The 22,068-nt window shown below is 45.2% G+C and carries 18 protein-coding genes; 8 read left to right on the plus strand and 10 right to left on the minus strand.

What is annotated here, in order from left to right:
- Window positions 1–131: 131 nt before the first annotated feature.
- The 3 genes from norR to R7Z47_RS09375 all read left to right on the plus strand — a co-directional run bounded on the left by norR (window position 132) and on the right by R7Z47_RS09375 (window position 4,633).
- Window positions 132–1,661, plus strand: a complete 1,530-nt coding sequence (gene norR, locus R7Z47_RS09365; protein WP_213876577.1) for a nitric oxide reductase transcriptional regulator NorR — start codon at window positions 132–134, stop codon at window positions 1,659–1,661.
- A gap of 174 nt (window positions 1,662–1,835) precedes the next feature.
- On the plus strand, window positions 1,836–3,497 hold the full coding sequence (hcp, locus tag R7Z47_RS09370; RefSeq protein ID WP_045626782.1) for a hydroxylamine reductase: 1,662 nt from the start codon (window positions 1,836–1,838) through the stop codon (window positions 3,495–3,497).
- An 80-nt stretch (window positions 3,498–3,577) separates the two neighbouring features.
- Window positions 3,578–4,633: a hybrid-cluster NAD(P)-dependent oxidoreductase gene (locus tag R7Z47_RS09375; RefSeq protein ID WP_318130005.1), complete on the plus strand. Its 1,056-nt coding sequence runs from the start codon at window positions 3,578–3,580 to the stop codon at window positions 4,631–4,633.
- Between the two features lie 213 nt (window positions 4,634–4,846).
- On the opposite strand, the gene R7Z47_RS09380 is transcribed toward R7Z47_RS09375, so the two are convergent.
- The 3 genes from R7Z47_RS09380 to R7Z47_RS09390 all read right to left on the minus strand — a co-directional run bounded on the left by R7Z47_RS09380 (window position 4,847) and on the right by R7Z47_RS09390 (window position 7,965).
- Complete coding sequence (locus R7Z47_RS09380; protein WP_158159622.1) at window positions 4,847–5,788, minus strand: class I SAM-dependent methyltransferase; 942 nt, start codon at window positions 5,786–5,788, stop codon at window positions 4,847–4,849.
- 31 nt (window positions 5,789–5,819) lie between these two features.
- Window positions 5,820–6,512 (minus strand): TIGR01621 family pseudouridine synthase, encoded by a 693-nt coding sequence (locus tag R7Z47_RS09385; RefSeq protein WP_318130008.1) that lies wholly within the window; start codon window positions 6,510–6,512, stop codon window positions 5,820–5,822.
- 82 nt (window positions 6,513–6,594) lie between these two features.
- Window positions 6,595–7,965, minus strand: coding sequence for a sodium-dependent transporter (locus R7Z47_RS09390; protein WP_042522154.1), 1,371 nt, complete (start codon window positions 7,963–7,965; stop codon window positions 6,595–6,597).
- 430 nt (window positions 7,966–8,395) lie between these two features.
- On the opposite strand from R7Z47_RS09390, the gene cls reads away from it, so the two are divergent.
- The 4 genes from cls to R7Z47_RS09410 all read left to right on the plus strand — a co-directional run bounded on the left by cls (window position 8,396) and on the right by R7Z47_RS09410 (window position 13,294).
- Complete coding sequence (gene cls / locus R7Z47_RS09395; protein WP_005378105.1) at window positions 8,396–9,850, plus strand: cardiolipin synthase; 1,455 nt, start codon at window positions 8,396–8,398, stop codon at window positions 9,848–9,850.
- A 211-nt stretch (window positions 9,851–10,061) separates the two neighbouring features.
- Window positions 10,062–11,267 (plus strand): cystathionine beta-lyase, encoded by a 1,206-nt coding sequence (locus tag R7Z47_RS09400; RefSeq protein WP_053349514.1) that lies wholly within the window; start codon window positions 10,062–10,064, stop codon window positions 11,265–11,267.
- Window positions 11,268–11,515: 248 nt separating this feature from the next.
- Complete coding sequence (locus tag R7Z47_RS09405; RefSeq protein WP_017820863.1) at window positions 11,516–12,421, plus strand: esterase/lipase family protein; 906 nt, start codon at window positions 11,516–11,518, stop codon at window positions 12,419–12,421.
- A gap of 12 nt (window positions 12,422–12,433) precedes the next feature.
- Window positions 12,434–13,294, plus strand: coding sequence for a lipase secretion chaperone (locus R7Z47_RS09410; protein ID WP_086046632.1), 861 nt, complete (start codon window positions 12,434–12,436; stop codon window positions 13,292–13,294).
- Between the two features lie 24 nt (window positions 13,295–13,318).
- Here the strand turns inward: R7Z47_RS09410 and R7Z47_RS09415 are convergent, their stop codons facing one another.
- From R7Z47_RS09415 to pspA, 7 genes are all read right to left on the minus strand, one after another.
- Window positions 13,319–13,885: a DNA-3-methyladenine glycosylase I gene (locus R7Z47_RS09415; RefSeq protein WP_005378109.1), complete on the minus strand. Its 567-nt coding sequence runs from the start codon at window positions 13,883–13,885 to the stop codon at window positions 13,319–13,321.
- Between the two features lie 72 nt (window positions 13,886–13,957).
- Window positions 13,958–17,068 carry an efflux RND transporter permease subunit VmeI gene (vmeI, locus tag R7Z47_RS09420; RefSeq protein ID WP_064353810.1) on the minus strand — a complete coding sequence of 1,037 codons (3,111 nt, stop codon included), beginning with the start codon at window positions 17,066–17,068 and terminating at the stop codon, window positions 13,958–13,960.
- Entirely contained in the window at window positions 17,065–18,162 is a 1,098-nt protein-coding gene (locus R7Z47_RS09425; RefSeq protein ID WP_005378112.1) for an efflux RND transporter periplasmic adaptor subunit, read from the minus strand. Before R7Z47_RS09425 ends, vmeI begins: the two co-directional genes overlap by 4 nt.
- 1 nt (window position 18,163) lies before the next feature.
- A complete protein-coding gene (locus R7Z47_RS09430; RefSeq protein WP_054577943.1) occupies window positions 18,164–19,195 on the minus strand; it encodes an efflux RND transporter periplasmic adaptor subunit in 1,032 nt (343 codons plus the stop codon).
- A 161-nt stretch (window positions 19,196–19,356) separates the two neighbouring features.
- Window positions 19,357–19,746: an envelope stress response membrane protein PspC gene (pspC, locus tag R7Z47_RS09435; RefSeq protein WP_025766867.1), complete on the minus strand. Its 390-nt coding sequence runs from the start codon at window positions 19,744–19,746 to the stop codon at window positions 19,357–19,359.
- Entirely contained in the window at window positions 19,739–19,972 is a 234-nt protein-coding gene (gene pspB / locus R7Z47_RS09440) for an envelope stress response membrane protein PspB (RefSeq protein ID WP_005378117.1), read from the minus strand. Before pspB ends, pspC begins: the two co-directional genes overlap by 8 nt.
- Window positions 19,973–19,986: 14 nt before the next feature.
- A complete protein-coding gene (gene pspA, locus R7Z47_RS09445; protein WP_005378119.1) occupies window positions 19,987–20,658 on the minus strand; it encodes a phage shock protein PspA in 672 nt (223 codons plus the stop codon).
- 232 nt (window positions 20,659–20,890) lie between these two features.
- Between pspA and pspF the strand changes: the two genes are divergently transcribed.
- On the plus strand, window positions 20,891–21,898 hold the full coding sequence (gene pspF, locus R7Z47_RS09450; protein ID WP_213973312.1) for a phage shock protein operon transcriptional activator: 1,008 nt from the start codon (window positions 20,891–20,893) through the stop codon (window positions 21,896–21,898).
- Window positions 21,899–22,068 lie beyond the last annotated feature (170 nt).

The raw sequence follows: 22,068 nt of genomic DNA on the forward strand, positions 1-22,068 counted from the left end.
GTTAACTTGCGCGTTTCTTTTCGTATCAAACTTGATCGTCGTCAATGGAACATCAATCTCCCACACCTTTCGATGTTCAAATGACATCAAGTTGCTAGCATGAGCCCATTCCAGATAACTTTGAGCTTGTTATGACTCCGACTGTTGACCACGTACTCCTTAATATCGCGCTAAACCTCAGCTCAAATCGCTCTCACGAGCAGCAATATCAAAATCTCATTGATGGGGTCGCGCAAGTATTCCCATGTGATGCGAGCTGCCTGTTTATCTTCGATGAGGATGGTTTTCTAACTCCTGTCGCGGTAAAAGGCTTATCCAGCTCGGTCTTAGGTCGTCGCTATTTCCCCAAGGCGCACCCTCGCTTAGATGCCATTATTCATAGCCGTGAACCGGTGCGTTTCGATGCCGATTGTTCACTGCCGGATCCTTTCGACGGCACACTATTAACTGAAGACCAATGCATTGATGTTCACGATTGCATGGGCTTTAGCTTGTATGTCGAAGGCCAACTTGTTGGCGCACTAACGATGGATGCACTAACGGTGGGCGCGTTTGATGGCATCGATCCTGTCGCTATCGAAACCTTTGCAGCTTTGACCGCTGCGACATTGCGTAACATTGCTCAATTAAAAGCGCTCAAAGCGCAAAACCAGAAGCAAAAAAGCGTCACTCAAACCCTTATCCAGCAAGCCCGTTCTCAACATGGTGAAATGGTGGGTTTGAGTCCACAGATCAACCAGTTACGAAACAACATTGCGACTGTTGCTCAATCAGATTACGCGGTACTTATCACAGGAGAGACCGGTACTGGTAAAGAACTGGTCGCGCACTCGGTACACGCGCAATCTCATCGTAGCGATAAGCCGATGATTTACGTCAACTGTGCGGCCCTGCCTGAAGGTCTGGCTGAGAGTGAACTGTTTGGCCATGTCAAAGGCGCATTTACAGGTGCTAATAGCCACCGTGCCGGTAAGTTTGAACTGGCAGACGGTGGAACGATTTTCCTTGATGAAGTGGGCGAACTGCCTTTGATTTTGCAAGCAAAATTGCTGCGCGTAATTCAGCAAGGCGAGCTGCAACGTGTAGGTAGCGATCAGCATTTGATGGTCAATGTGCGCATCATCGCCGCGACCAATCGACAACTAGAAAAAGAGGTCGAATCTGGCACGTTTCGAGCAGACCTTTTCCACCGTTTGAACGTGTTCCCAATCCAAGTCCCCCCACTGCGTGCCCGTGACGGGGATATTCCCGTTTTAGCAGGATATTTGTTGGAAAAAGTACGCCAACAATTCAATGCTCCCAATCTGCACGTTCACCCTAAAGTGTTGACTCAATTGGAATCTTTACCTTGGTACGGAAACGTGCGCGAGCTCGAACACACTTTAACTCGCGCGGCTTTACACGCTATTCAACAAGGTGCAAGCACGATCATGCTTAACCATTTTGACACCTCATTAGCTCTCGATGATGTAAAAAACACATCGCATTATCTGCCTAAAGAAAGCCAGCCAATGCGAGAGCTAATAGAAAGCTATCAACGTGATTTAATTGAACATGCTTTGAGCCAAACTGGTGGCGTTTGGGCAAAAGCAGCGGAGTTTTTACAAATGGATCGCGGGAACTTATATCGGATGGGTAAAAAGCTCGGGATCAATAAATAACCGACCACAAGAAGTCGATGTGATTAAGACATCAACTGCGTTGTCTTAATTACATCAACCACTCTCCTAAATCTGATAAAATTCAATACAAATCAACAAGATAATAATTGGCACACATTCTGCTCTCTAGCGGTCAACATCACGACTATTAAAACAATCACTGGAGAACCCAATATGTTCTGTATTCAATGTGAACAGACAATTCAAACCCCTGCTGTTAAAGGTTGTTCTTTTGCACAAGGCATGTGTGGCAAAACTTCTGAAGTATCAGACCTACAAGACGTGTTGGTTTACACACTGCAAGGGGTTTCTTTTTGGGCATCAAAAGCACTTGAATTCAACATCATTAACGATGAAATCAACCAATGGGCACCCAAGGCATTTTTCTCTACATTGACGAACGTAAACTTTGACCCTGAACGTGTCCTAGAGCTAACTTCTCAAGCGGCAACGTACAAAGCATTGCTAAAAGAGCAAGTGATGTCTGCAGCAACGCTTGCCGATACCGAAGTCGCTGACATTCCTGCGGTTGCTCACTTTGAGCTACCAAACAGCGCAGAAGCGATCTTAGCTTTTGCTCCTCAAGTCGCGGTTAACCGTGGTAAAGACCAAGTACATGAAGATGTTATTGGCCTACGCCTACTTTGCCTATACGGTCTTAAAGGTGCAGCCGCGTACATGGAGCACGCACGTGTTCTTGAGCAAACCAACAACGATATCTATGCCGAATACCATGAAATCATGGCGTGGTTGGGCACCGATCCTGAAGATCTCGGCGAACTACTTGATTGCTCAATGCGCATTGGCCTGATGAACTACAAAGTGATGGAAATGCTCGACCAAGGCGAAACAACGACCTTCGGCCATCCAGAACCAACAACGGTGAACGTCAAGCCAGTAAAAGGTAAATGTATTCTTGTTTCTGGCCATGATTTGCATGACCTAGAAAAAATCCTGCAACAGACTGAAGGCAAAGGCATCAACGTTTACACTAATGGTGAAATGCTGCCTGCACACGGCTACCCTGAGCTGAAGAAATACCCTCATCTCGTCGGTAACTACGGCAGCGCGTGGCAAAACCAACAGAAAGAATTCGCCAACTTCCCTGGCGCAATCGTGATGACATCAAACTGTCTGTTAAACCCAAATGTGGGTCAATACGCCGACCGCTTGTTCACCCGTAGCATTGTTGGCTGGCCTGGTGTTGCACATATCGAAGGCGATGATTTCAGCCAAGTGATCGAATGTGCTCTGGCACAAGACGGCTTCCAACACGATGAAATCGAACACCACATCACGGTTGGTTTTGGTCGCAATGCACTGATGAACGCCGCCCCTGCGGTTATCGACCAAGTGAAGCAAGGCAACATCAAACACTTCTTCCTAGTCGGCGGTTGTGATGGTGATAAAGCGGAACGCAGCTACTACACCGATTTTACGGCTGAAGCGCCAGAAGATACGCTCATACTGACCTTGGCGTGTGGTAAGTTCCGCTTCAACAAGAATACGTTCGGCGATATCAACGGTATCCCTCGCCTATTGGATGTGGGCCAATGTAACGATGCTTACTCTGCAATCCAGCTTGCACTTGCACTGGCGAAAGAGTTTGACTGTGACATCAATGAACTGCCACTCACGCTTGTACTTTCTTGGTTCGAGCAAAAAGCGATCGTTATCTTGCTAACGCTATTTGCATTGGGCGTGAAAGGCATTTACACAGGCCCTACTGCACCGGCATTCCTAACGCCAAACCTAATCGCCATCATCCAAGAGAAGTTCGATATGCGCAGTATTGGCAATGTTCAGGATGATCTAAAAGCCATCCTAGCAGCTTAATAAACTTGCTTGTTCGCGCCTCCTTACGTGGAGGCGCTATCTATTTCGAACTAAAAATAGCCACAACCAAAGAGATTGTTATGTTTTTTGAATGGCAAGGTAACCAACCCGTCACACTCCGTTGCATCGACAAATACTTCGAAACACACGACACCGTCAGCATAAAATTGGCCGAACTAACCGAATCACTTCTGTTTCAGTTTAAACCTGGCCAGTTTATTAACTTGGGCGTCGAAATTGATGGAAAAATGGAGTTTCGTGCCTATTCAATCAGCTCGATCAATGAAGACGATCACCTTCAACTCACCATCAAACGAGTATCTGGCGGTAAAGTATCGAACTACATCGTTGACTCGCTGCTGCTCGGTGATACCGTTCAAGCATTACCACCAACGGGCGAATTTAACTGCATTGACCATCCACCCGTTTTACGTGATGGCGAAACAAAAGCCTTGCTTATCAGTGCAGGTTGCGGCGTCACGCCCGTATTTTCCATGGCAAAACACTGGCTGAGTAATCAAGATGAAAACGACAACGATGTGGACATCGCATTTCTTCATATCGCACGCAGCCCTGAAGAGACGATTTACTACGATCAGCTAGAAACGTTCGACGCTGTGTATCCCAACTTCCATTTAAAGCTGTTGCTGAAAAACCGCGAAGGAACGTCACACCCACAAGGTCGTTTGAATGCCGACTGGATTAAAGAGCTTGTTCCTGATTTCAAGCAACGCACCGTTTACCTGTGTGGTCCAAGCCAGTTTATGCAAGATGTTCACGGCTATTTGAATGATCTTGGTTTTGACATGACGAACTTCTACCAAGAGAGTTTTACGCCAGCGACTGGCGCAGAATCATCGGTCTCCGATGAGACGGTTAACGTTTCTGTTCCTGATTTTGCTCAAAGCATCGATGCGCAAAAAGGTCAGGTACTGGCCGATGTGCTCGAAGGCGCAGGTTTACCATTAATCGTCGCTTGTCGAAGCGGGATTTGTGGCTCGTGTAAATGCAAGGTTCGTAAAGGCAACGTCTCTTCCACCAGCCTAGAAACATTGACACCAGAAGAAATTGAACAAGGCTATGTGCTCGCCTGCTCATCAATCATCGAAGCGGATCTTGAAGTGCAGATCGGTTAATGCTGCTGGTATCGATCTTTTATTGTTTCCCGTCATTCCGACGAGCCTAGGCGAGGCCAGGAATCTAATATCAGCGTGTTAGGAATAACTCACTCTGATAATAGACTCTGAATCACACTCGCGTCTCGCTATTCAGATTAACGGGGTATCGTGGAAATGCCAGCCGTACTCAAACGGCTGGTATTATAGATAGGTACAACTTTCGTTTCGTCGTCATTGCTTCTCGCTAAACAGCAACACTTTCAATGCTGCTTCGCTGTCTACGTCCATAAACTCTGGTGGGTTATCCAGACGCTCACGGAATGTCAACTCTGGCGCTTCTTCTTTCATGCTTTCAATCAAGAAGTCGCTTGTCACAGATGGTGAGTTCACACATGCCATCACTTGACCGCCTTCTGCCAACAAATCCGGCAATCGACGTAGAATCTTTTTGTAGTCTTTAGTCAGCGCAAAGCTGCCTTTCTGGAATGAAGGCGGATCGATGATGATCAAGTCATACTGACCAGATTTCTTAATCTTACCCCAAGATTTAAAGATATCGTGCCCCATAAAGCTTACCTGGTTGATGTTATGACCATTTAGCTTGTGGTTCTCACGACCTTTAGACAGCGATGCTTTCGCCATATCGACGTTAACCACTTTATCTGCGCCCCCCGCAATGGCAGCGACAGAAAAGCCACACGTGTAAGCAAACAAGTTAAGCACGTTTTTATGCTTCGCATTTTCGCGTACCCAATCACGACCGTAGCGCATGTCCAAAAACAGACCGAAGTTTTGGTTGCGGCCAATATCCAATTGGTATTTCAAACCGCTTTCTTCAACGACAGGGCGAGCGTCTAATTCACCGACAAGCACTTCTGAAGGCGCACCATCGGCATAACGGTGCTGAAGAACCATAGTGCGACCTTGCTTGTCTGCCCACAGTGGTGATTGTACCAACGCATTGAGGCCGCTTTTCAGCTCAGCGAGAAACGCGTCGTCGACTTCTTTAAACAAGTTGATGATCAACTGACCTTGTAACCAGTCACAGGTGATTTGCTCTAGGCCCTCAAAACGACGACCACGACCATGAAACAGTCGACGAATTTCATTCGGAGCTTGCGCTAGCTCGGTTTCTAGATGCTGAAAAAACAGCGGAAGTTGTGATGCTTGCATCGAGTTCTCTTATTAGTTTTCTTTGTGACGGTTATTTGATCGTAGGCCAGTTCAGTTCCCAGGGGGAAAGCCAAGTATCCAAACCCTGAGAGACGATTTCACTGTACCATTTGTTACCAAGCACTTTGTATTCTCGTGGATCGCAAACAAAGCGATATTGCTCATCTCGGTATTGGAAGCAAAGTGAAAATGCATGCAGATAACCGCGATCAGCCTCATTGCCTGCATTGTAAATCGGGTCGCCAACAATGCCTGAGCCAACCGATTTTAATGCCACGCGGATTTGATGCGTTTTACCAGTGTGTGGCTTACATAAAAATAGGCGCTCTCCGGGCTCTGCCGCAAGAGAGAAAAACTGGGTGACGGCTGGGTTATTTTTGCTGTTGACCAGCTTCCATGATGAACGGCGCGAACGCTCCATATCACCAACGACCAAACCTTGTTTCTTTTTCGGCTTTTTAGAGCCAATCGCCAGATAGAACTTTTCCACTTGGCGGTCAGCAAAAGCTTGCGATAACGCACTGGCCGCTTTGGCGTTGCGTCCGAGGAGCAGAATACCCGATGTCATTTTATCCAAGCGATGGATAAGATAAAGCTGCTCATCACCACTCTGCTTAGCCACTTCTTGCAACAGCATTGTGTCGCCATCGTCTTTATGAACAGAGACGTTGGGATGCTTATTGATGATCAGAAAATCGGGATGGGTATGTAGAATATCGAACATAAAAAACTGGCTCCACGTTTGGAGCCAGCAGTATACATAAGTTACCGGACAAAGCTATCGAGGCTTGCCCCCAAGGTCTTTGCTAAAGCTTCTTCGAGAAAATGCCAGCAAGACCAATGATTGCGATACCCAGCAGCATGATTTCACCTTTGCCACTATCAAAGCCAGACTTAATCCCCATGAAGGCAACAATAGCAATCGCAACAGGAATCAGGTATTTAACTAGGTTGTACCACAATCCAAATAGCGGGAAGGATACTTCGCCGTCATTAGTGATCTCTTTTTCTAACTCAGCACGGCTTAGGCGCCATCCTGCAAAGATACAAACCAACATACCACCAACCGCTAAGAAGATTTTGTCCGTTAGTAAGTCAAAGATATCAAAGGCACCGGTACCAAACAGCGTTGGTCCCATTCCACCTAACGATAGTGACGCAAAAATACATAATGCCGCCATAACTGCACTTGCAGACAGAACTGCGTTAGAGCGCTTCATGCCTTTCTCGTCAATTAGGTAAGACACGACAACTTCCAATAGTGATACTGAAGAAGTTAATGCCGCCACCGTCAAACCGATGAAAAATAGCAACGCGAATAGCAACCCAATCACACCGCCCATTTCAGCAAATAGCTGAGGAACGACAACGAAAACAAGACCAGGGCCTGCCGCAGGCTCCATGCCAAAGGCAAACATTGCTGGGAACATAGCAACACCAGCAAGAATCGCGACACCTGTATCCATCGCAGTAACCATACCGGTTGTTTGAACTAGGTTCTCTTTCTTTTTCAGGTAAGAACCGTACGTCATCATACAACCCATACCTAAGCTAAGTGAGAAGAACGCCTGCCCTAGTGCAGCAAGAACCACGTTGCTGTCGACTTTAGAAAAGTCCGGCATGAATAAGAACTCAAGGCCAGCCATTGCACCTGGCAGCATTAAGCCCTTAACAGAAACAACGATTAGGATTAAGAACAGAAGCGGCATCAGAACCTTACCGGCTTTCTCAATACCACCCGAAATCCCTTTCATCACAATCATGACGTTAAGGAACAGGTAAACACCCATCCACATTAAAGGTTGAATCGGATCTGAGATGAAACCGCCAAAGCTGTCGCCAATTGCTTCTGGCGCGCTGAGTAGACCACCGCCCACTTTAAAGATGTAGGCCAATGCCCAACCACCAACCACTGGGTAGAAGCCCATGATCAAAAGACCACTGAAGACTCCCATAACGCCAGTGAACGTCCAGCGTCGGTCAGTTGTTTTGAATGCACCTACGGCAGAAAGACCTGTCTTACGACCAATAGCGAACTCTGTCAGCATCACGCTAAAGCCGATAAAAATTACAAAGATAAGATAGATAGCAACGAATGCACCGCCGCCACTCTCACCTGCTGTGTAAGGGAATTTCCATATATTGCCTAAACCGACAGCGGAACCCGCTGCTGCCATTACGAAGCCTAGTTTAGACCCCCACGTATCACGTGGTGCTGCTGTATTAGTTGTAGCCACGCTTTTTCTCCAAAATTAGTTTGTTGTGTATGCATAGAGATAGGCGTCTAAAAAGTTTATGTAAAAATTATTGTACACTTATAAAATAAGCGTTCGACGCACTATGTCTAGAAAGTAAAGCAGCTCCCCTTTAAAATTGGAACCCCAAAAAAGTACATTTATCGCACAAGTGTCGAGTTACGCAGGTTAAATGCTGCTTTTTTATTCAAAAGTTAAAGAATGACCTTATTTTTCACATTAAAATAACAGAATCAGCTGTTATGAAATTCATTCCTTATATAAGGTCAATCCCACGTCTAAATGGGAAATCTATTCCCCCAACCCACTTTTATGCTTAATATCCTAGAAGGGCATATTACTCTGAGCGTATATGGACAAGTTTTATCACTTTCTTACTTTAGCTGGCATCGGGCTATATTGGTTACTGGTCGCAGGTGTGACCATTCGTGTCGTTTTAAAGCGCCGTGCAGTGAGCGTGTCTTTAGCTTGGCTAATGATCATTTATATCCTTCCCGTTCTGGGTGTCGCATGTTATTTCCTCTTCGGTGAACTGAACTTAGGCAGAAAGCGAGCCGAACGTGCGAAAGAGATGTTTACACCATTCGAGAAGTGGTTCAGTCAGCTTAACGACTGTAACGCGCACAACCCAGAAACGATGGGAAGGCACATCTACCGAATTGATGAACTTTGTAACAACCGCCTTGGTCTTCCCGCATTGAGCGGTAATACATTGTCGCTGCAACAGTCACCTAATGAGATTTTGCATTCCATTATTGAAGACATCGAAAACGCGCAGAGCAGTATTCGAATGGTATTCTACATTTGGCATCCAGGTGGTTTGGCTGACTCTGTCGCTTCTGCGCTTATTCAAGCGGCTAAACGCGGCGTAGATGTCAAGCTATTGCTCGATTCAGCAGGTAGTCCACGTTTTTTCAGAAGTCCTTGGTATCGAATGATGCAGGATGCTGGAATTGAAGTTATTCAAGCGCTAGAAGTGAAGATGTGGCGTATTTTCTTACGTCGTCTTGATCTTCGCCAACATCGCAAGATCATCGTAATTGATGATGAAATTGCTTATACAGGTTCAATGAACTTGGTTGACCCGGCTTACTTCAAGCAAAATAGTGGCGTTGGGCATTGGGTGGATATCATGGTTCGTATTACAGGACCAACGGTAAACGTATTGAGTGCCATCCACTGTTGGGATTGGGAAGTCGAAACTGGCGAACGCCATTTACCGAGACTACCTGAATGTAAAATCGATGAGAGTGAATTCCAACACCCTATTCAGGTTGTGCCTTCTGGCCCAGGTATGCCGGAATATCTGATCTATCAAGTATTAACATTGGCAATAAACCAAGCCAATCGCTCGGTACGAATCACAACACCATATTTCGTGCCCAATGCTGATTTACTCGAAACGTTAAAGATGACAGCACAACGAGGCATTGACGTTGAACTCATTATTCCACATAAAAATGACTCTATGATGGTGCAATGGGCGTCACGCGCTTTTTATAGTGAGCTCTTGAGTGCAGGGGTCAAGATTTATGAGTTTTATGGTGGTTTGCTGCATACAAAATCTGTCGTAATTGACGACCAATTCTGTTTAGTTGGCACCGTAAACATGGATATGCGCAGCTTGTGGCTGAACTTCGAAGTGACCCTCGCCGTTGATGACGAAGAGTTCACCAAGCAAATGTCTTGGTTACAAGATAGCTATATTAAGCAATCTCACACTGTTGTATTGGAAGAATGGGAGAAAAGGAGCCTATTTTCTCGGTTCTTAGAGCGAGTGTTCTATCTCTTCAACCCACTCCTCTAATACCTCAAATACACAGGCTAAAAAACCTCCAGCGCTACATGCATCCTGCTGGAGGTTTGTTCTTTTAGCTCCCTATCTACACGATACCTCTCGACATCATTACCTGTTCATCTTGGCTGTTATTGGCTGATAGTTGACTTTTCCCTTGCATAACCTACGTCGTCCATGTTTTAAATATTCAAAACCGTAATATTTAAGACAGGGAACTTTTATGTCAGAGGGAAAAAAAACCAAACTCATTACCGCTGGCCGCGATAAAAAGTGGACAAATGGTGTTGTAAACCCACCCGTTCAACGCGCTTCAACCGTGGTATTCAATACCGTTGCAGAAAAGAACCAAGCCACCATTAATCGTGCAAACAAAACATTGTTTTATGGTCGCCGAGGCACCAACACGCACTTTGCTTTCCAAGACGCAATGGTTGAGATTGAAGGTGGAGCTGGTTGCGCGCTTTACCCTTGTGGAACGGCAGCAATTTCAAATGCCATCCTCTCTTTCGTTGAAACTGGCGATCACATTCTAATGGTGGACACTTGTTACGAACCAACTCGTGACTTTTGTAACACCATCATGAAGAAAATGGGCATCGAAACCACCTATTATGACCCAATGATCGGTGAAGGTATCCGAGACTTGATTCAGCCGAATACCAAAGTCCTTTTCTTGGAGTCTCCTGGTTCAATAACCATGGAAGTCCAAGATGTGCCTACATTAGCGCGCATTGCCCACGAGCAAGATATCATCGTGATGCTAGACAACACATGGGGAGCTGGCGTGAACTTCTCTCCTTTCGAGCATGGCGTAGACATTTCCATTCAAGCGGCAACTAAGTATATCGTTGGACATTCAGATGTCATGCTAGGTACTGCTGTGGCTTCTGAAAAGTATTGGGATCAGCTTCGTGAACAAAGCTACCTGATGGGTCAGTGCGTTTCTCCTGACGACGCATACCTAGGTCTTCGAGGTATTCGCACGTTGGATGTTCGCCTAAGACAGCACGCAGAAAGCAGTTTAAAAGTCGCTCAGTGGCTCGCTTCTCGCCCAGAAGTTGATCATGTCCGCCATCCAGCTTTAGAAACAAATCCTGGCCATGAGTTTTTCAAACGAGACTTCACAGGTGGAAACGGCTTGTTTTCATTTGTTCTCAAAACGTCTTATCCAAAAGCGACGACGGCTCTGCTTGATGGCATGAAACACTTCAGTATGGGTTACTCTTGGGGCGGTTATGAAAGCCTCATTCTAGCTAACGAACCTAAGAGCTTTAACAGCCTGAGAACCATAGCTCACCCACACTTTGAAGGTACTTTGGTTCGTATTCATATTGGCTTAGAAGACGTGAATGACTTGATCGCTGATTTAGAGGCTGGTTTTGCGCGTTATAATGCCTTAATGCTTGAAAAAGAAGCCTCCCTATAACAATGATTGAATCGCCCTGCATTGCGGGGCGTTTTTATAAACCCCTGACTTAATTAGAATTAACTAACATTCACCCGAGCCATTAATTAATGTTAATCATTTGTGTTGTTTTTCAATTGAGCAGTCACAGAATGAAATAATGTGCCACAAATAGGCTTTCCAAATTTAGAGTTTCTCTCCTACTTTTTATCATTCATAAGAGGTCATACCACAAGGAGATAGTTTTGAAACTCAAATTTATAGCGCTAATGCTTTTTACCTTAGTTACCGTCCCAATAACCTCCGTATACGCTGCAACAGGTTATACCCAAACCAAGTATCCGATTGTTCTGGTTCACGGTTTGTTTGGTTTTGATACCCTGGCAGGCGTTGATTACTTTTTCGGAATACCACATTCCTTAACAAAAGATGGCGCTACGGTTTATGTTGCACAGGTATCCGCGACCAATAGCAGCGAAGTTCGAGGGGAGCAACTGCTTGCTCAAGTAGAAACCTTACTTGCAGCAACAGGCGCAGAGAAAGTCAATCTCATTGGTCACAGTCATGGTGGTCCAACAACGCGCTATGTTGCCTCTGTCCGTCCTGACCTAGTCGCATCAGTTACGAGTATAGGAGGCGTTAATAAAGGGTCTAAAGTGGCAGATTTAGTTCGTGGCACCGTATCTGAGGGTTCGGGTAGTGAGCAGCTCGCGGTAAAACTGGCGCAAGGTTTAACCACTCTTATTAATCTTCTATCAGGCGGTTCTGATCTCGACCAAGACCCTTTAGCCTCACTAGCAGCATTAACCACGGAAGGATCATTAGCGTTTAACCAACACTATCCAGAAGGAGTCCCTACCAGTGAATGTGGTAATGGTGACTTGCTGGCTTCAAATGGCGTTTATTACTACTCATGGACCGGATCATCCACTTTTACAAACGTTTTCGATCCGACCGACGCTGCCATGATGGTACTTGGCTTAGCCTTTGATGGGCCAAATGATGGCTTAGTTGGTGCGTGCAGCACACATTTGGGCAAAGTCATACGTGATGATTATCAAATGAACCATTTGGATGAAATTAACGGCCTACTCGGTATTCATCATCTTTTTGAAACCGATCCAGTCACGCTTTATCGCCAACATGCAAATCGTCTCAAACTTCAAGGTTTATAAGAGGTCATCACAATGAAGAAAGTCGCTCTCACCACTTTTATCCTGCTCTCGATATTTGGCGTGGGAGCGCTTTCTCTGTTGCAAAGCGACAAACAACAAGAGATAACCTCTAACCATTCGCAATCTCAGCAAGATATAGCCGCCGATGTCTCTTCCCCAAAAGACTTCTTCGAATATTCTCTTAGCCGGCTGGGCGAAGAAGATCTCGATACGATCAAAGCGGAAGTTAATGATGACACTTTAGCAAAGCAAACTCTGAATATTGATGCCAAACTTTTTCAAGCCTACCTTTCCTACAAGCAAGCACTCTCTGCATTAGAGCCTTTTGAGCACAACCACCTAACGCTTGAACATTTAACCATGCTGAATGAAGCAATACTGAACTTACAGCTTCAATACTTTAACGAGGTGCAGATAACCCAATTGTTTGACGAAGAAAACCGACTTCGCCAACTTGCTTTAGAAAAGCTGACGATTAAAACACAGGCATCGGATATCGAGAGTCAAGCACACCTTCTCAATCAAGCATTATCAGAACAACCGGATTACATACGAGAAAGTGAACGCAATAACGCATTAGCAGAGCAGCTCGAGCAAGCTTCTCAGCTTGATTCACAAGACAAGTACATCGCCCGTGTTGCTCTGGTAGGAGATGCCGGAGCGCAGAGGCTGCAAAAGCTTGATGAGCAAAGAGCATCATTTGAGACTCAACTCGCCACTTACTTAAAGCAGCGTCAAAATATTCTGAATAGGGGTTTTTTAGGGCAAGACGAAAAACAGGCAGAAATCATTGCTTTAAGAAAACAAAGCTTCGATGCCACTCAATGGCGTCGAATCGAAGCTTTGGAACGTATTCATGATAGCCAGAACTAACAACATTAGCTTAATAGCCAAACGTTACTTATTCTGCTTTTTAGGACATCCAACGATATGGTCATCCACCATGCCGACGGCTTGCATGAAGGCATAACAGATGGTTTCACCGACAAACTTGAAGCCTTTCTTTTTTAGGAATTTACTCATGGCTTTGGATTGCTCTGTCGAAGCTGGTACGTCACTCATATGTTGCCATTGATTGACGATTGGTTCGCCATCCACGAACTGCCACAACGCGTCTGATAAACTCCCGTATTCAGCAATTAACGCTTTGGCCGCTTTGGCATTACTGAATACCGAGTTAATCTTTCCGCGATGTCTCACAACATCGAAGTTTTCCACGATGTATTCAGCGCGTTCTTCATTTCTTTGTTCCAACGCATCTAGATCGTAATTCTCGAACGCTTCTCTGTAACCTTCGCGCTTTTTAAGGATGGTGATCCAACTAAGGCCAGCTTGCGCACCTTCCAACGTAATAAATTCAAACAGGACTTGGTCGTCATATACTGGCACGCCCCATTCGGAATCATGATATTCGCGCTCTAATGGGTGATTCATCGCCCACGCACACGTTTTTTGTTCTGTCATTATTCTTCCTTAAAAAGCGCCTCTAACTGATGAGTTAGAGGCGCGATATTTTTCATCGTTATATCAGTAGCACTAAGCCTGTTTCGGTACTGCCACTTTATGGAACAAACGATACAACACTGGCACGACAATCAGTGTCAGGACTGTCGCAAAACCCAAACCAAACATAATCGTAACCGCCATTGGTTTGAAGAAAATATCTGGCAACAGTGGGATCATACCAAGGATCGTCGTGATAGCAGCCATACAAACGGGACGGACGCGACTTACCGCAGCATCAACGACCGCGTCATAAGCCTCTTTACCGGACTTCATTTCAATTTCAATTTGGTCCAGTAATACGATGCCATTTTTGAGCACCATTCCCGATAAGCTTAAGAAGCCGAGCAATGCCATAAAACCAAACGGCGTGTTGAGTGCCAACAAACCTGTGGTGACGCCAATTAACGCCAGCGGCACGGTAAGCCAAACAATGAGTGGCTCTTTGATAGAGTTAAATAGGAATACAGTGATCAAGAACATGAACAAGTACCCCATTGGCATGGTAGTAAACAGCGACTCTTGAGCATCACCAGAAGATTCGTATTCACCACCCCACTCTAGTGAATAGCCAGGAGGCATTTGAATCGCTTCGATTTGGGGCTGTAAACGTTTTTGCAACGTCGATGCGGTTTCTTCACCTAGAATATCAGGGTCTGCCATCACAGTGAGCATACGCTTACGGTTCTTACGCACAATAATAGGATCCTCCCAACGCATGTCGTAACCCATTGTGACTTGTTGAAGTGGAATAAACTCGCTCTGTGCTGGACTCCATATTTTCATGCCTTCGATGTTACGAATATCAATGCGCTCATCTTCTGGTAAACGAGCCACGATAGGCATGAGCGTCGTGCCGTCTCGGTATAAGCCTATCGTCATTCCAGAGAATGACATGGACAAGAAATCATCGACGTCCGATTTGGTAATGCCATAGCGACGTGCCTGACTCTCGTTAAACTGAGGTTCAAGAACTTGGGTTCGTTCACGCCAATCATGCCTGATATTTGTTGCCTGAGGATCGGCGTACATGATGTCCTTGACCTGAGCGGCTATCGTACGAAGGACGGTTGGATCTGAACCAATAATGCGCGCTTCAATTTTTGCACCACCACCAGGGCCTAACTCAATCTGTTTGAGCTTGTAATTGATTTCTGGGTAGTTGGCTTTTAAATACTCTCGAAACTTCGCCATTAATGGTTTTAACGCTTCGTAGTTTTCCATACGAGTGGTTATCTCACCATAAGCCGCATAACTTTTCTCTGGCGCGTACGTTAACATGAAGCGCTGTAAGCCTTTACCCGCGGTCGTCGTGATATGGTCAACATGCTCTTGCTTAGCTAACCAACTTTCTAACTCTTTAAGCGTTGTGTTGGTTGCTCGAATATCAGTTCCTTCTGGCATCCATACATCTAACTGAAAAATCGGCGTTGTCGAAGATGGGAAAAACGCTTGCTTCACAAAGGTGAACCCGTAAACACTTGCCGCTAATCCCGCAATCAGCACCACAACGGTAAACCAAGCACGACGCATACAAAACTGAAGAAACTTTTTATAAATAACGAAAATAACCCCGTTATATGGATCATTTTCTTCCCCTTCACCTTGTTTAATCTTCTGGCCTTTAAAGAAGATGTCAGCAAAGAATGGTGTCAACGAGATAGCGGTAAACCAGCTCAACATTAAAGAGATCAGCAGAACCGTAAATAAAGTGCCACAGTATTCGCCCGTCGAGTCTTCAGACAGTCCAATTGGCGCAAATGCAGTTACCGCAATCACAGTTGCCCCAAGTAATGGCCACTTTGTTTGGGTAACAATGTCGGTCGCTGCTTGGAGTCGAGTTCGCCCTTTTTGAGTACCAATCAAAATCCCCTCAACCACGACGATTGCATTGTCCACCAGCATACCCAATGCGATAACCAAGGCACCTAATGAAATCCGCTGTAAATCTATCGCGAGATACTTCATGAAAATGAACGTACCCAGCACCGTCAGCAGCAAGATTAAACCGATAAGTAGCCCAGAACGTAGCCCCATAAAGAACAGAAGTACGATAATGACGATACCGACAGCTTGAGCCAAGCTGACAACAAAACCGCTAACCGATTTATCCACCTCTTTAGGCTGACTGTAAATTTCAGAGATTTCGATACCAACAGGTTGTTGGTACTTTAGCTCGGCAAGGCGATGATCAAATGCTTTTCCGACTTCAACGACGTTGACGCCTTCAGCAAAAGAAACGCCGACGTTTAGTGCAAGGCTTCCGTTAAAATTAATAATATTATTCGGGACTTCTACATACCCGCGTTTTATTTCCGCCACATCTTTCAAGAAAATGAGCCCTTGAGCGCCCGACTCAGTAATCAACAAATCACCCAGCTCCTCCACACTCTGGAACTCGCCAGTCGGCTGAATTCTGATGTACTCGTCACCAATTCTGATCGCTCCCGCGTCAGAAACCACGTTTTGCGTCGAAAGAAGATTAAACACGGTATCCGGAGCAAGACCTATACTGCTCAGCTTTTTCATCGATACTTCGATGAAAACTTGTTCTTGCTGTTGCCCGGATACCGAAACTTTACTCACGCCATCAACCAGTTCGAGCTCTCGGCGTAAGTAATCGACGTAATCCAGTAACTCTTTATAGCTATAACCGTCGCCAGTCACCGCTAACAAAATCCCGTAAACATCACCAAAATCATCGATCACTTGAGGTTCATTCACACCTGGAGGCAACGTCCCTTTAAGGTCGTTCACTTTACGGCGTAACTCATCCCAGATTTGTGGCAGATCATCAGGGCCATAATTGTTCTTCATCGTGACCGTGATTTGCGATAATCCTCGGCTAGAAATCGAATTTACTTCATCAACATAAGTAAGCTGCTGAATCGCTTTTTCGATTGGATACGTCACTTCTTCTTCGACTTGTTGCGGTGTCGCACCAGGGTAAGAGGTCACTACCATCGCATCTTTAATAGTAAAAGCAGGGTCCTCAAGACGCCCTAAACCAAAGAATGCGGCGATACCACCAATCAAAAATATCAGTGCGACCATCCAACTGATGACGCGATTTCGGATGAAGTACGCAGCAATACCGGTCACATCATCATCACTTTGAGGCACTGATTTATTAAGATCGCTCATAGACCGGCCTCCTGCGTAGCCATTTCCTGTATCACTTCCACTTTCATGCCATCCCTTAATCGAGAAACACCGGCAATCACAACTTTGTCTTTGAGCATGAGACCATCAAGGATTTGAATGGACGTTTTAGATGCCTTACCTGCTCGCACCTGTTTGCGCGATACCGTATTGTCGTCATTCAGTACCCAAACAAATTTGTTTTCGCGCCCCAGCTCGTCACCATCCGCATTAAAAATGGCTTCGATAGGGACATTAATTCCTAGGTTGAGATCAAGCCCAACATTCTCGTCTTTAGACGTTACTTCAACAGCCATCCCATCTAGGATGTACTCTTCTTCCGGCATAGGAAGCGACAGTGTGACAGTAAACGTACCTGTTGTTGGATCGGGCTCAGTCGTAAATTCTTTTACCGTCGCGTTATATTCGTTACCACTGGGCACGCGCACCAATGCTTTGATCGCGGTAAGCCTTTCTTCCGTTGGCGGTTGGTTCACATAGAGGCGGTCAGGAAGCTGAATCAACACTTCGACTCGCTCCAAGCTGTGAATATTAACGATATGCTGTCCGACTTGAACATTTTCGAATTGGTCGATATTAACTCGCGAAATAATCCCATCCACAGGCGCTTTTAAGGCAGTAAATGATAGACGAAGTTTGGCTAACTGAAGCTCAGCTAAGGCGATTTGTCGTTGTGCTGCAATTTCATCAAACTGAGACTTAGCTAATAGGCCTTTATCAACCAAAGGGCGTGAGCGGCGATACTGACTGTCGACAACAGAAAAACGCGCACTCGCATTATCTACATCCAACTCATAGTCAGTGGGATCTAGCGTTGCAATAACATCACCCTTCGTGACTTTGTCGCCCTCTTTTACCATGATGCGGCTGACTTCTCCTGCCACTCTGAAGCTCAAATGAGAGCGATCCGCTGCATTCGCAACCGCAGGGAAGTACAAGTTGTCGTCCACCTTGTTTCCCGCTAATGACGTAACCCTAACTCGTGGCGTTTCGAGCTCTTTTTCTGGCGCCTTATCCCCACAGCCAACGAGAAAAAGCGTTGAAAGTAAAGTCGCTAGAGAGATGATTCCTTTCATATTACAACCCTCTTTCCTTAATCCACGCTCTTACCTTAATTCCGGGTTCAATTACACTGACACCCGAGATAATGATTTGGTCGCCATCGTTAAGCCCGGCTAACACTTGATTTTTGTCATTCATCTCAATTGCGGCTTTAGACACAATGCCTTGCTCATCGACACGCCAAACGTATGTTTTGCCGTTCTCTACTAGCAGCGCAGAGTTAGGAATCTTTGTCGCTCCTGCACTTTTGGACAGGAGGTAAGCATTGCCAGACATTCCCGGCAAAAGGCCTATTTCTGCTGGCCGTTCCATGACCATCGTGACTTTGTAACTGCCCGTTTTAGGATCGGCTTCTGTATCGATTTCCTGAAAGGTTAAATCAAAGGCTCGCTCGGGGAACGCATCAAATATCATTCTGGCAGAGACATCGCTCCCCTGCGTGTAACGATTTAGAAGATAGTCTGGGATTTGGAATATCACTTTGAGGAGTTGGTTGGACTGAATATTCATCACCCCTTCTTTCGCGGCAACATATTCATGGTTTTCTGCTGGAATGTACGAAATAGTGCCATCATATGGCGCGACAAGTTTGGTATATCTTAAGTTTGCCTTTGCTTGATTCCATTGAGCTTTTGCCGAGTTATGGTTCGCTTTTGCCTCATCAAAATCTTGCTCAGATACTACTTGGTCTTTACGTAGCTTTTGGTATCGCTTGTATTGCACATCTGCGAGCAAAAAATTTGCCCGAGCTTGCTGTTCGAGCAGAGAATATTCATCTGGGTTTAATGATGCCAAAACATCACCTTTACTGACGACTTGACCTTCATTCACTTCTATCGTTTGAAGAAGCCCTGGAACTCGAAATGTCAGTACTGCTCTATCGCCAGCTTCCGTCGTGGCAGGAAAATGTCGCTCAAACTGGGCATTGCCAACAGATACTGTAAATAGCTTCGCAGGGCGCGATTCAGGTTCAGGAACAGGAGGAAGTTCTTTACCGCACCCCGACAAGACAGCCGAGATGGCAATAGGAATGAGCAATTTTCTCATTACATTCATCCATAAAAATTGGGGGATTATTTTTAAAGTAGATGAATTTTGAACGAACTTCCAGAGCAGAAAAGATTAATAGTGCTTTAAAATTAGTAATTTGTGATAAAAAAGCAGGCTTTATGCCTGCTTCAGTTAAATCTTCTTTGGATACAAAATGCCTAGAGCTTACTGAATTCTCTGTTCACCCTATATGTATCAGACGTAACATACGCTTCCATGTTACGAATTTTGCCATCAAGACGGTCAAAATCCCTTTCCAACACACTGAGCAGTTGATCAGGGCTTTGCCCTTTCTGCCAAGGCTTACTTTTGAGCGTATGCTCTTGCTGCGCTCTGATATTTTCAGAATACGTTACTGGTTGCTTTTCTAACATAAACGCCATCGCGATGTACGCTAACAAGACCAAAAACGTACCACCTAACAGCGCTGCAGAAATCACTACAATACGAATCAACCAAACTTCTGCACCAAAGTAGTTGGCAATTCCGGCGCAAACACCGGAGATTTTGCCATTTACTGGATCACGATACAGTTCTCGATTATTCATACTTGCGTCTCCATGTTGGTGACTCAGCATCCAAGATGCGCTCCAATGTATCAACTCGGGACTGCATCGCTTCCGCTTTTTCAGATAGTACCTGAAGGCGCTCTAAATCTTGGCTCGACAGTGCACTATCTGTTTTGCGTTTGCTGCGATAGTGTAAGAAGAGCCATAGTGGAGCGACAAAGATTAAAAAGACAATCACTGGTCCTGCTATAAAAAATGCCGACATAAATGGCTCCTTTCTTATTTATCTTTCGATGACATCTGTTCTTTCAGTTTTGCCAACTCTTTTTCAATTTCGTCTTGTGCCTGCAACTCTGCAAACTCTTGTTCTAGCGATTTAGCATTACCAGTTTGAGCATACAAGTCTGCTTCCGCTTCCATTTCATCCACTTTACGTGAGTACTGCTCAAATTTCGCCATCGCTTCATTAGTACGGCTAGTGTGCAGGTGTTTTTGCACATCACGACGGTTAGATGCAGTTTGATTACGAATTGCTAGTGCTTGCTGTTTTGCGCGCGTTTCAGCAATTTTGCTTTCCAACTTACCAATCTCGCCAGTAAGCTTATCGATCGTTTCTTCCACTAAGGTTTGCTCAGTGTGGAGGCCTTTAATCACTTGCTCTAGCTTTTGCTTTTCAATTAATGCTGCACGAGCTAGATCTTCGCGCTCTTTAACTAATGCTAAGCTCGCTTTTTGGCCCCATTCGCCAATTTGCTCTTCTAACGTTTCAACCTTACGAGCCAACTCTTTCTTGTCTGCAATCGCTTTAGCCGAGTTAGTACGCACTTCAACAAGTGTGTCTTCCATTTCTTGAATGATAAGACGGATCATTTTTTCAGGATCTTCCGCCTTGTCCAGTAATGCACTGATGTTTGAGTTAACGATATCTGCAAATCGAGAAAAAATACCCATAACGGAACTCCTCTTTTTTCCTATTAAAACTCGACAAGGTGGTGATTAACCTTGTGTCTCCCTGAATACATAACAAGTAACGTGCCAACTTATAATTTTCTTTTAAATCAGAGTGTTATTCATTTTGTTGTCGTTACACACTATTGTGCTATGATGTTTTTCACCAACTGTTGGTGAAATTTACCAACTCTATCCCTGAATCATGGCTCGGCTGTTAAATAAGAAGGACTTTATGAAGCAAAACCTGATTGGTGAATCACCTGCTTTTCTCGCTGTACTAGATAAAGTATCACAACTTGCACCCATTGAGCGCCCTGTCCTCATCATTGGTGAACGAGGTACGGGTAAAGAACTCATCGCTCAGCGTTTGCATTATTTATCAAGACGTTGGGATAAACCACTACTATCACTCAACTGTGCGACATTAAGCGAAGGGCTAATAGATTCCGAATTGTTTGGACATGAATCCGGCTCGTTCACAGGCTCTAAAGGTAAGCATAAAGGGCGTTTCGAGCGTGCCGAGGGCGGTACTTTGTTTCTTGACGAGCTGGCGACCGCACCACTTTTAGTTCAAGAAAAGCTATTACGCGTCATCGAATATGGTGAATATGAGCGAGTTGGCGGTCATACCGCTCTCAATGCGGATGTTCGACTTGTTTGTGCAACCAATGCCGACCTACCAAAGTTGGCAGAGCAAGGTGATTTTCGTGCAGATCTGCTCGACAGGCTAGCCTTCGATGTCATTATGTTACCACCTCTTCGCGAGCGCAAAGAAGACATTCTCTCTTTAGCAGAGCACTACGCGATGAAAATGTGTCGTGAACTGCAACTGGAATACTTTGTCGGTTTTACCCCAAAAGCGCAACAATCGCTTATTGAATATGAATGGCCCGGTAACGTCCGCGAACTAAAAAACGTGATTGAACGTGCGATTTACCAACATGGTCTGAATGCTCACCCAATTGATGAACTGATTTTCAATCCTTTTGAAACAGTTTGGCTCAGCGCGCTTGGCCATAGTGCAACACAAGCAGAGCAACAAGAAGAGGAAGCATCAAGCAACACCATCCAATTCCCTCTAGACTATAAACAATGGCAAGAGGAACAAGATATCCATTTACTCAATCGTGCATTGGAAGAAGCCAAGTTTAATCAACGACAAGCAGCCGAGCTACTTGGCTTGAGCTATCACCAATTACGAGGGATGGTTAGAAAATATGGTTTGGTCGGACAAAGCTAACTTGACCGAGAGTACTCAATCAATACACGAGCTCGTGACTGCGCTCTAATTCGCATGCATTTATGGCATAACACCTTACAGTGTATGGATTTTATGTTTGGAGCGAGTTCACAAAGGTGATAAATTAGCGAGATCATTTTCGCTTGTTAGCTTTGAAAGAGTAAGATCAA

Origin of the sequence: Vibrio sp. 1641 (assembly GCF_033339995.1) — a bacterium.
Classification (GTDB): domain Bacteria; phylum Pseudomonadota; class Gammaproteobacteria; order Enterobacterales; family Vibrionaceae; genus Vibrio; species Vibrio alginolyticus.

What these genes read in the sequence shown, in the direction of transcription:
- pspA (WP_005378119.1), bottom strand. Translation starts at nt 20,658, where the DNA reads ATGGGTATTTTTTCTCGATTTGCAGATATCGTTAACTCAAACATCAGT.
- R7Z47_RS09400 (WP_053349514.1), top strand. Translation starts at nt 10,062, where the DNA reads ATGTCAGAGGGAAAAAAAACCAAACTCATTACCGCTGGCCGCGATAAA.
- pspF (WP_213973312.1), top strand. Translation starts at nt 20,891, where the DNA reads ATGAAGCAAAACCTGATTGGTGAATCACCTGCTTTTCTCGCTGTACTA.
- R7Z47_RS09390 (WP_042522154.1), bottom strand. Translation starts at nt 7,965, where the DNA reads ATGGCAGCAGCGGGTTCCGCTGTCGGTTTAGGCAATATATGGAAATTC.
- R7Z47_RS09430 (WP_054577943.1), bottom strand. Translation starts at nt 19,195, where the DNA reads ATGAGAAAATTGCTCATTCCTATTGCCATCTCGGCTGTCTTGTCGGGG.
- vmeI (WP_064353810.1), bottom strand. Translation starts at nt 17,068, where the DNA reads ATGAGCGATCTTAATAAATCAGTGCCTCAAAGTGATGATGATGTGACC.
- R7Z47_RS09425 (WP_005378112.1), bottom strand. Translation starts at nt 18,162, where the DNA reads ATGAAAGGAATCATCTCTCTAGCGACTTTACTTTCAACGCTTTTTCTC.
- hcp (WP_045626782.1), top strand. Translation starts at nt 1,836, where the DNA reads ATGTTCTGTATTCAATGTGAACAGACAATTCAAACCCCTGCTGTTAAA.
- R7Z47_RS09410 (WP_086046632.1), top strand. Translation starts at nt 12,434, where the DNA reads ATGAAGAAAGTCGCTCTCACCACTTTTATCCTGCTCTCGATATTTGGC.
- norR (WP_213876577.1), top strand. Translation starts at nt 132, where the DNA reads ATGACTCCGACTGTTGACCACGTACTCCTTAATATCGCGCTAAACCTC.
- R7Z47_RS09380 (WP_158159622.1), bottom strand. Translation starts at nt 5,788, where the DNA reads ATGCAAGCATCACAACTTCCGCTGTTTTTTCAGCATCTAGAAACCGAG.
- R7Z47_RS09415 (WP_005378109.1), bottom strand. Translation starts at nt 13,885, where the DNA reads ATGACAGAACAAAAAACGTGTGCGTGGGCGATGAATCACCCATTAGAG.
- pspB (WP_005378117.1), bottom strand. Translation starts at nt 19,972, where the DNA reads ATGTCGGCATTTTTTATAGCAGGACCAGTGATTGTCTTTTTAATCTTT.
- R7Z47_RS09375 (WP_318130005.1), top strand. Translation starts at nt 3,578, where the DNA reads ATGTTTTTTGAATGGCAAGGTAACCAACCCGTCACACTCCGTTGCATC.
- cls (WP_005378105.1), top strand. Translation starts at nt 8,396, where the DNA reads ATGGACAAGTTTTATCACTTTCTTACTTTAGCTGGCATCGGGCTATAT.
- pspC (WP_025766867.1), bottom strand. Translation starts at nt 19,746, where the DNA reads ATGAATAATCGAGAACTGTATCGTGATCCAGTAAATGGCAAAATCTCC.
- R7Z47_RS09405 (WP_017820863.1), top strand. Translation starts at nt 11,516, where the DNA reads ATGCTTTTTACCTTAGTTACCGTCCCAATAACCTCCGTATACGCTGCA.
- R7Z47_RS09385 (WP_318130008.1), bottom strand. Translation starts at nt 6,512, where the DNA reads ATGTTCGATATTCTACATACCCATCCCGATTTTCTGATCATCAATAAG.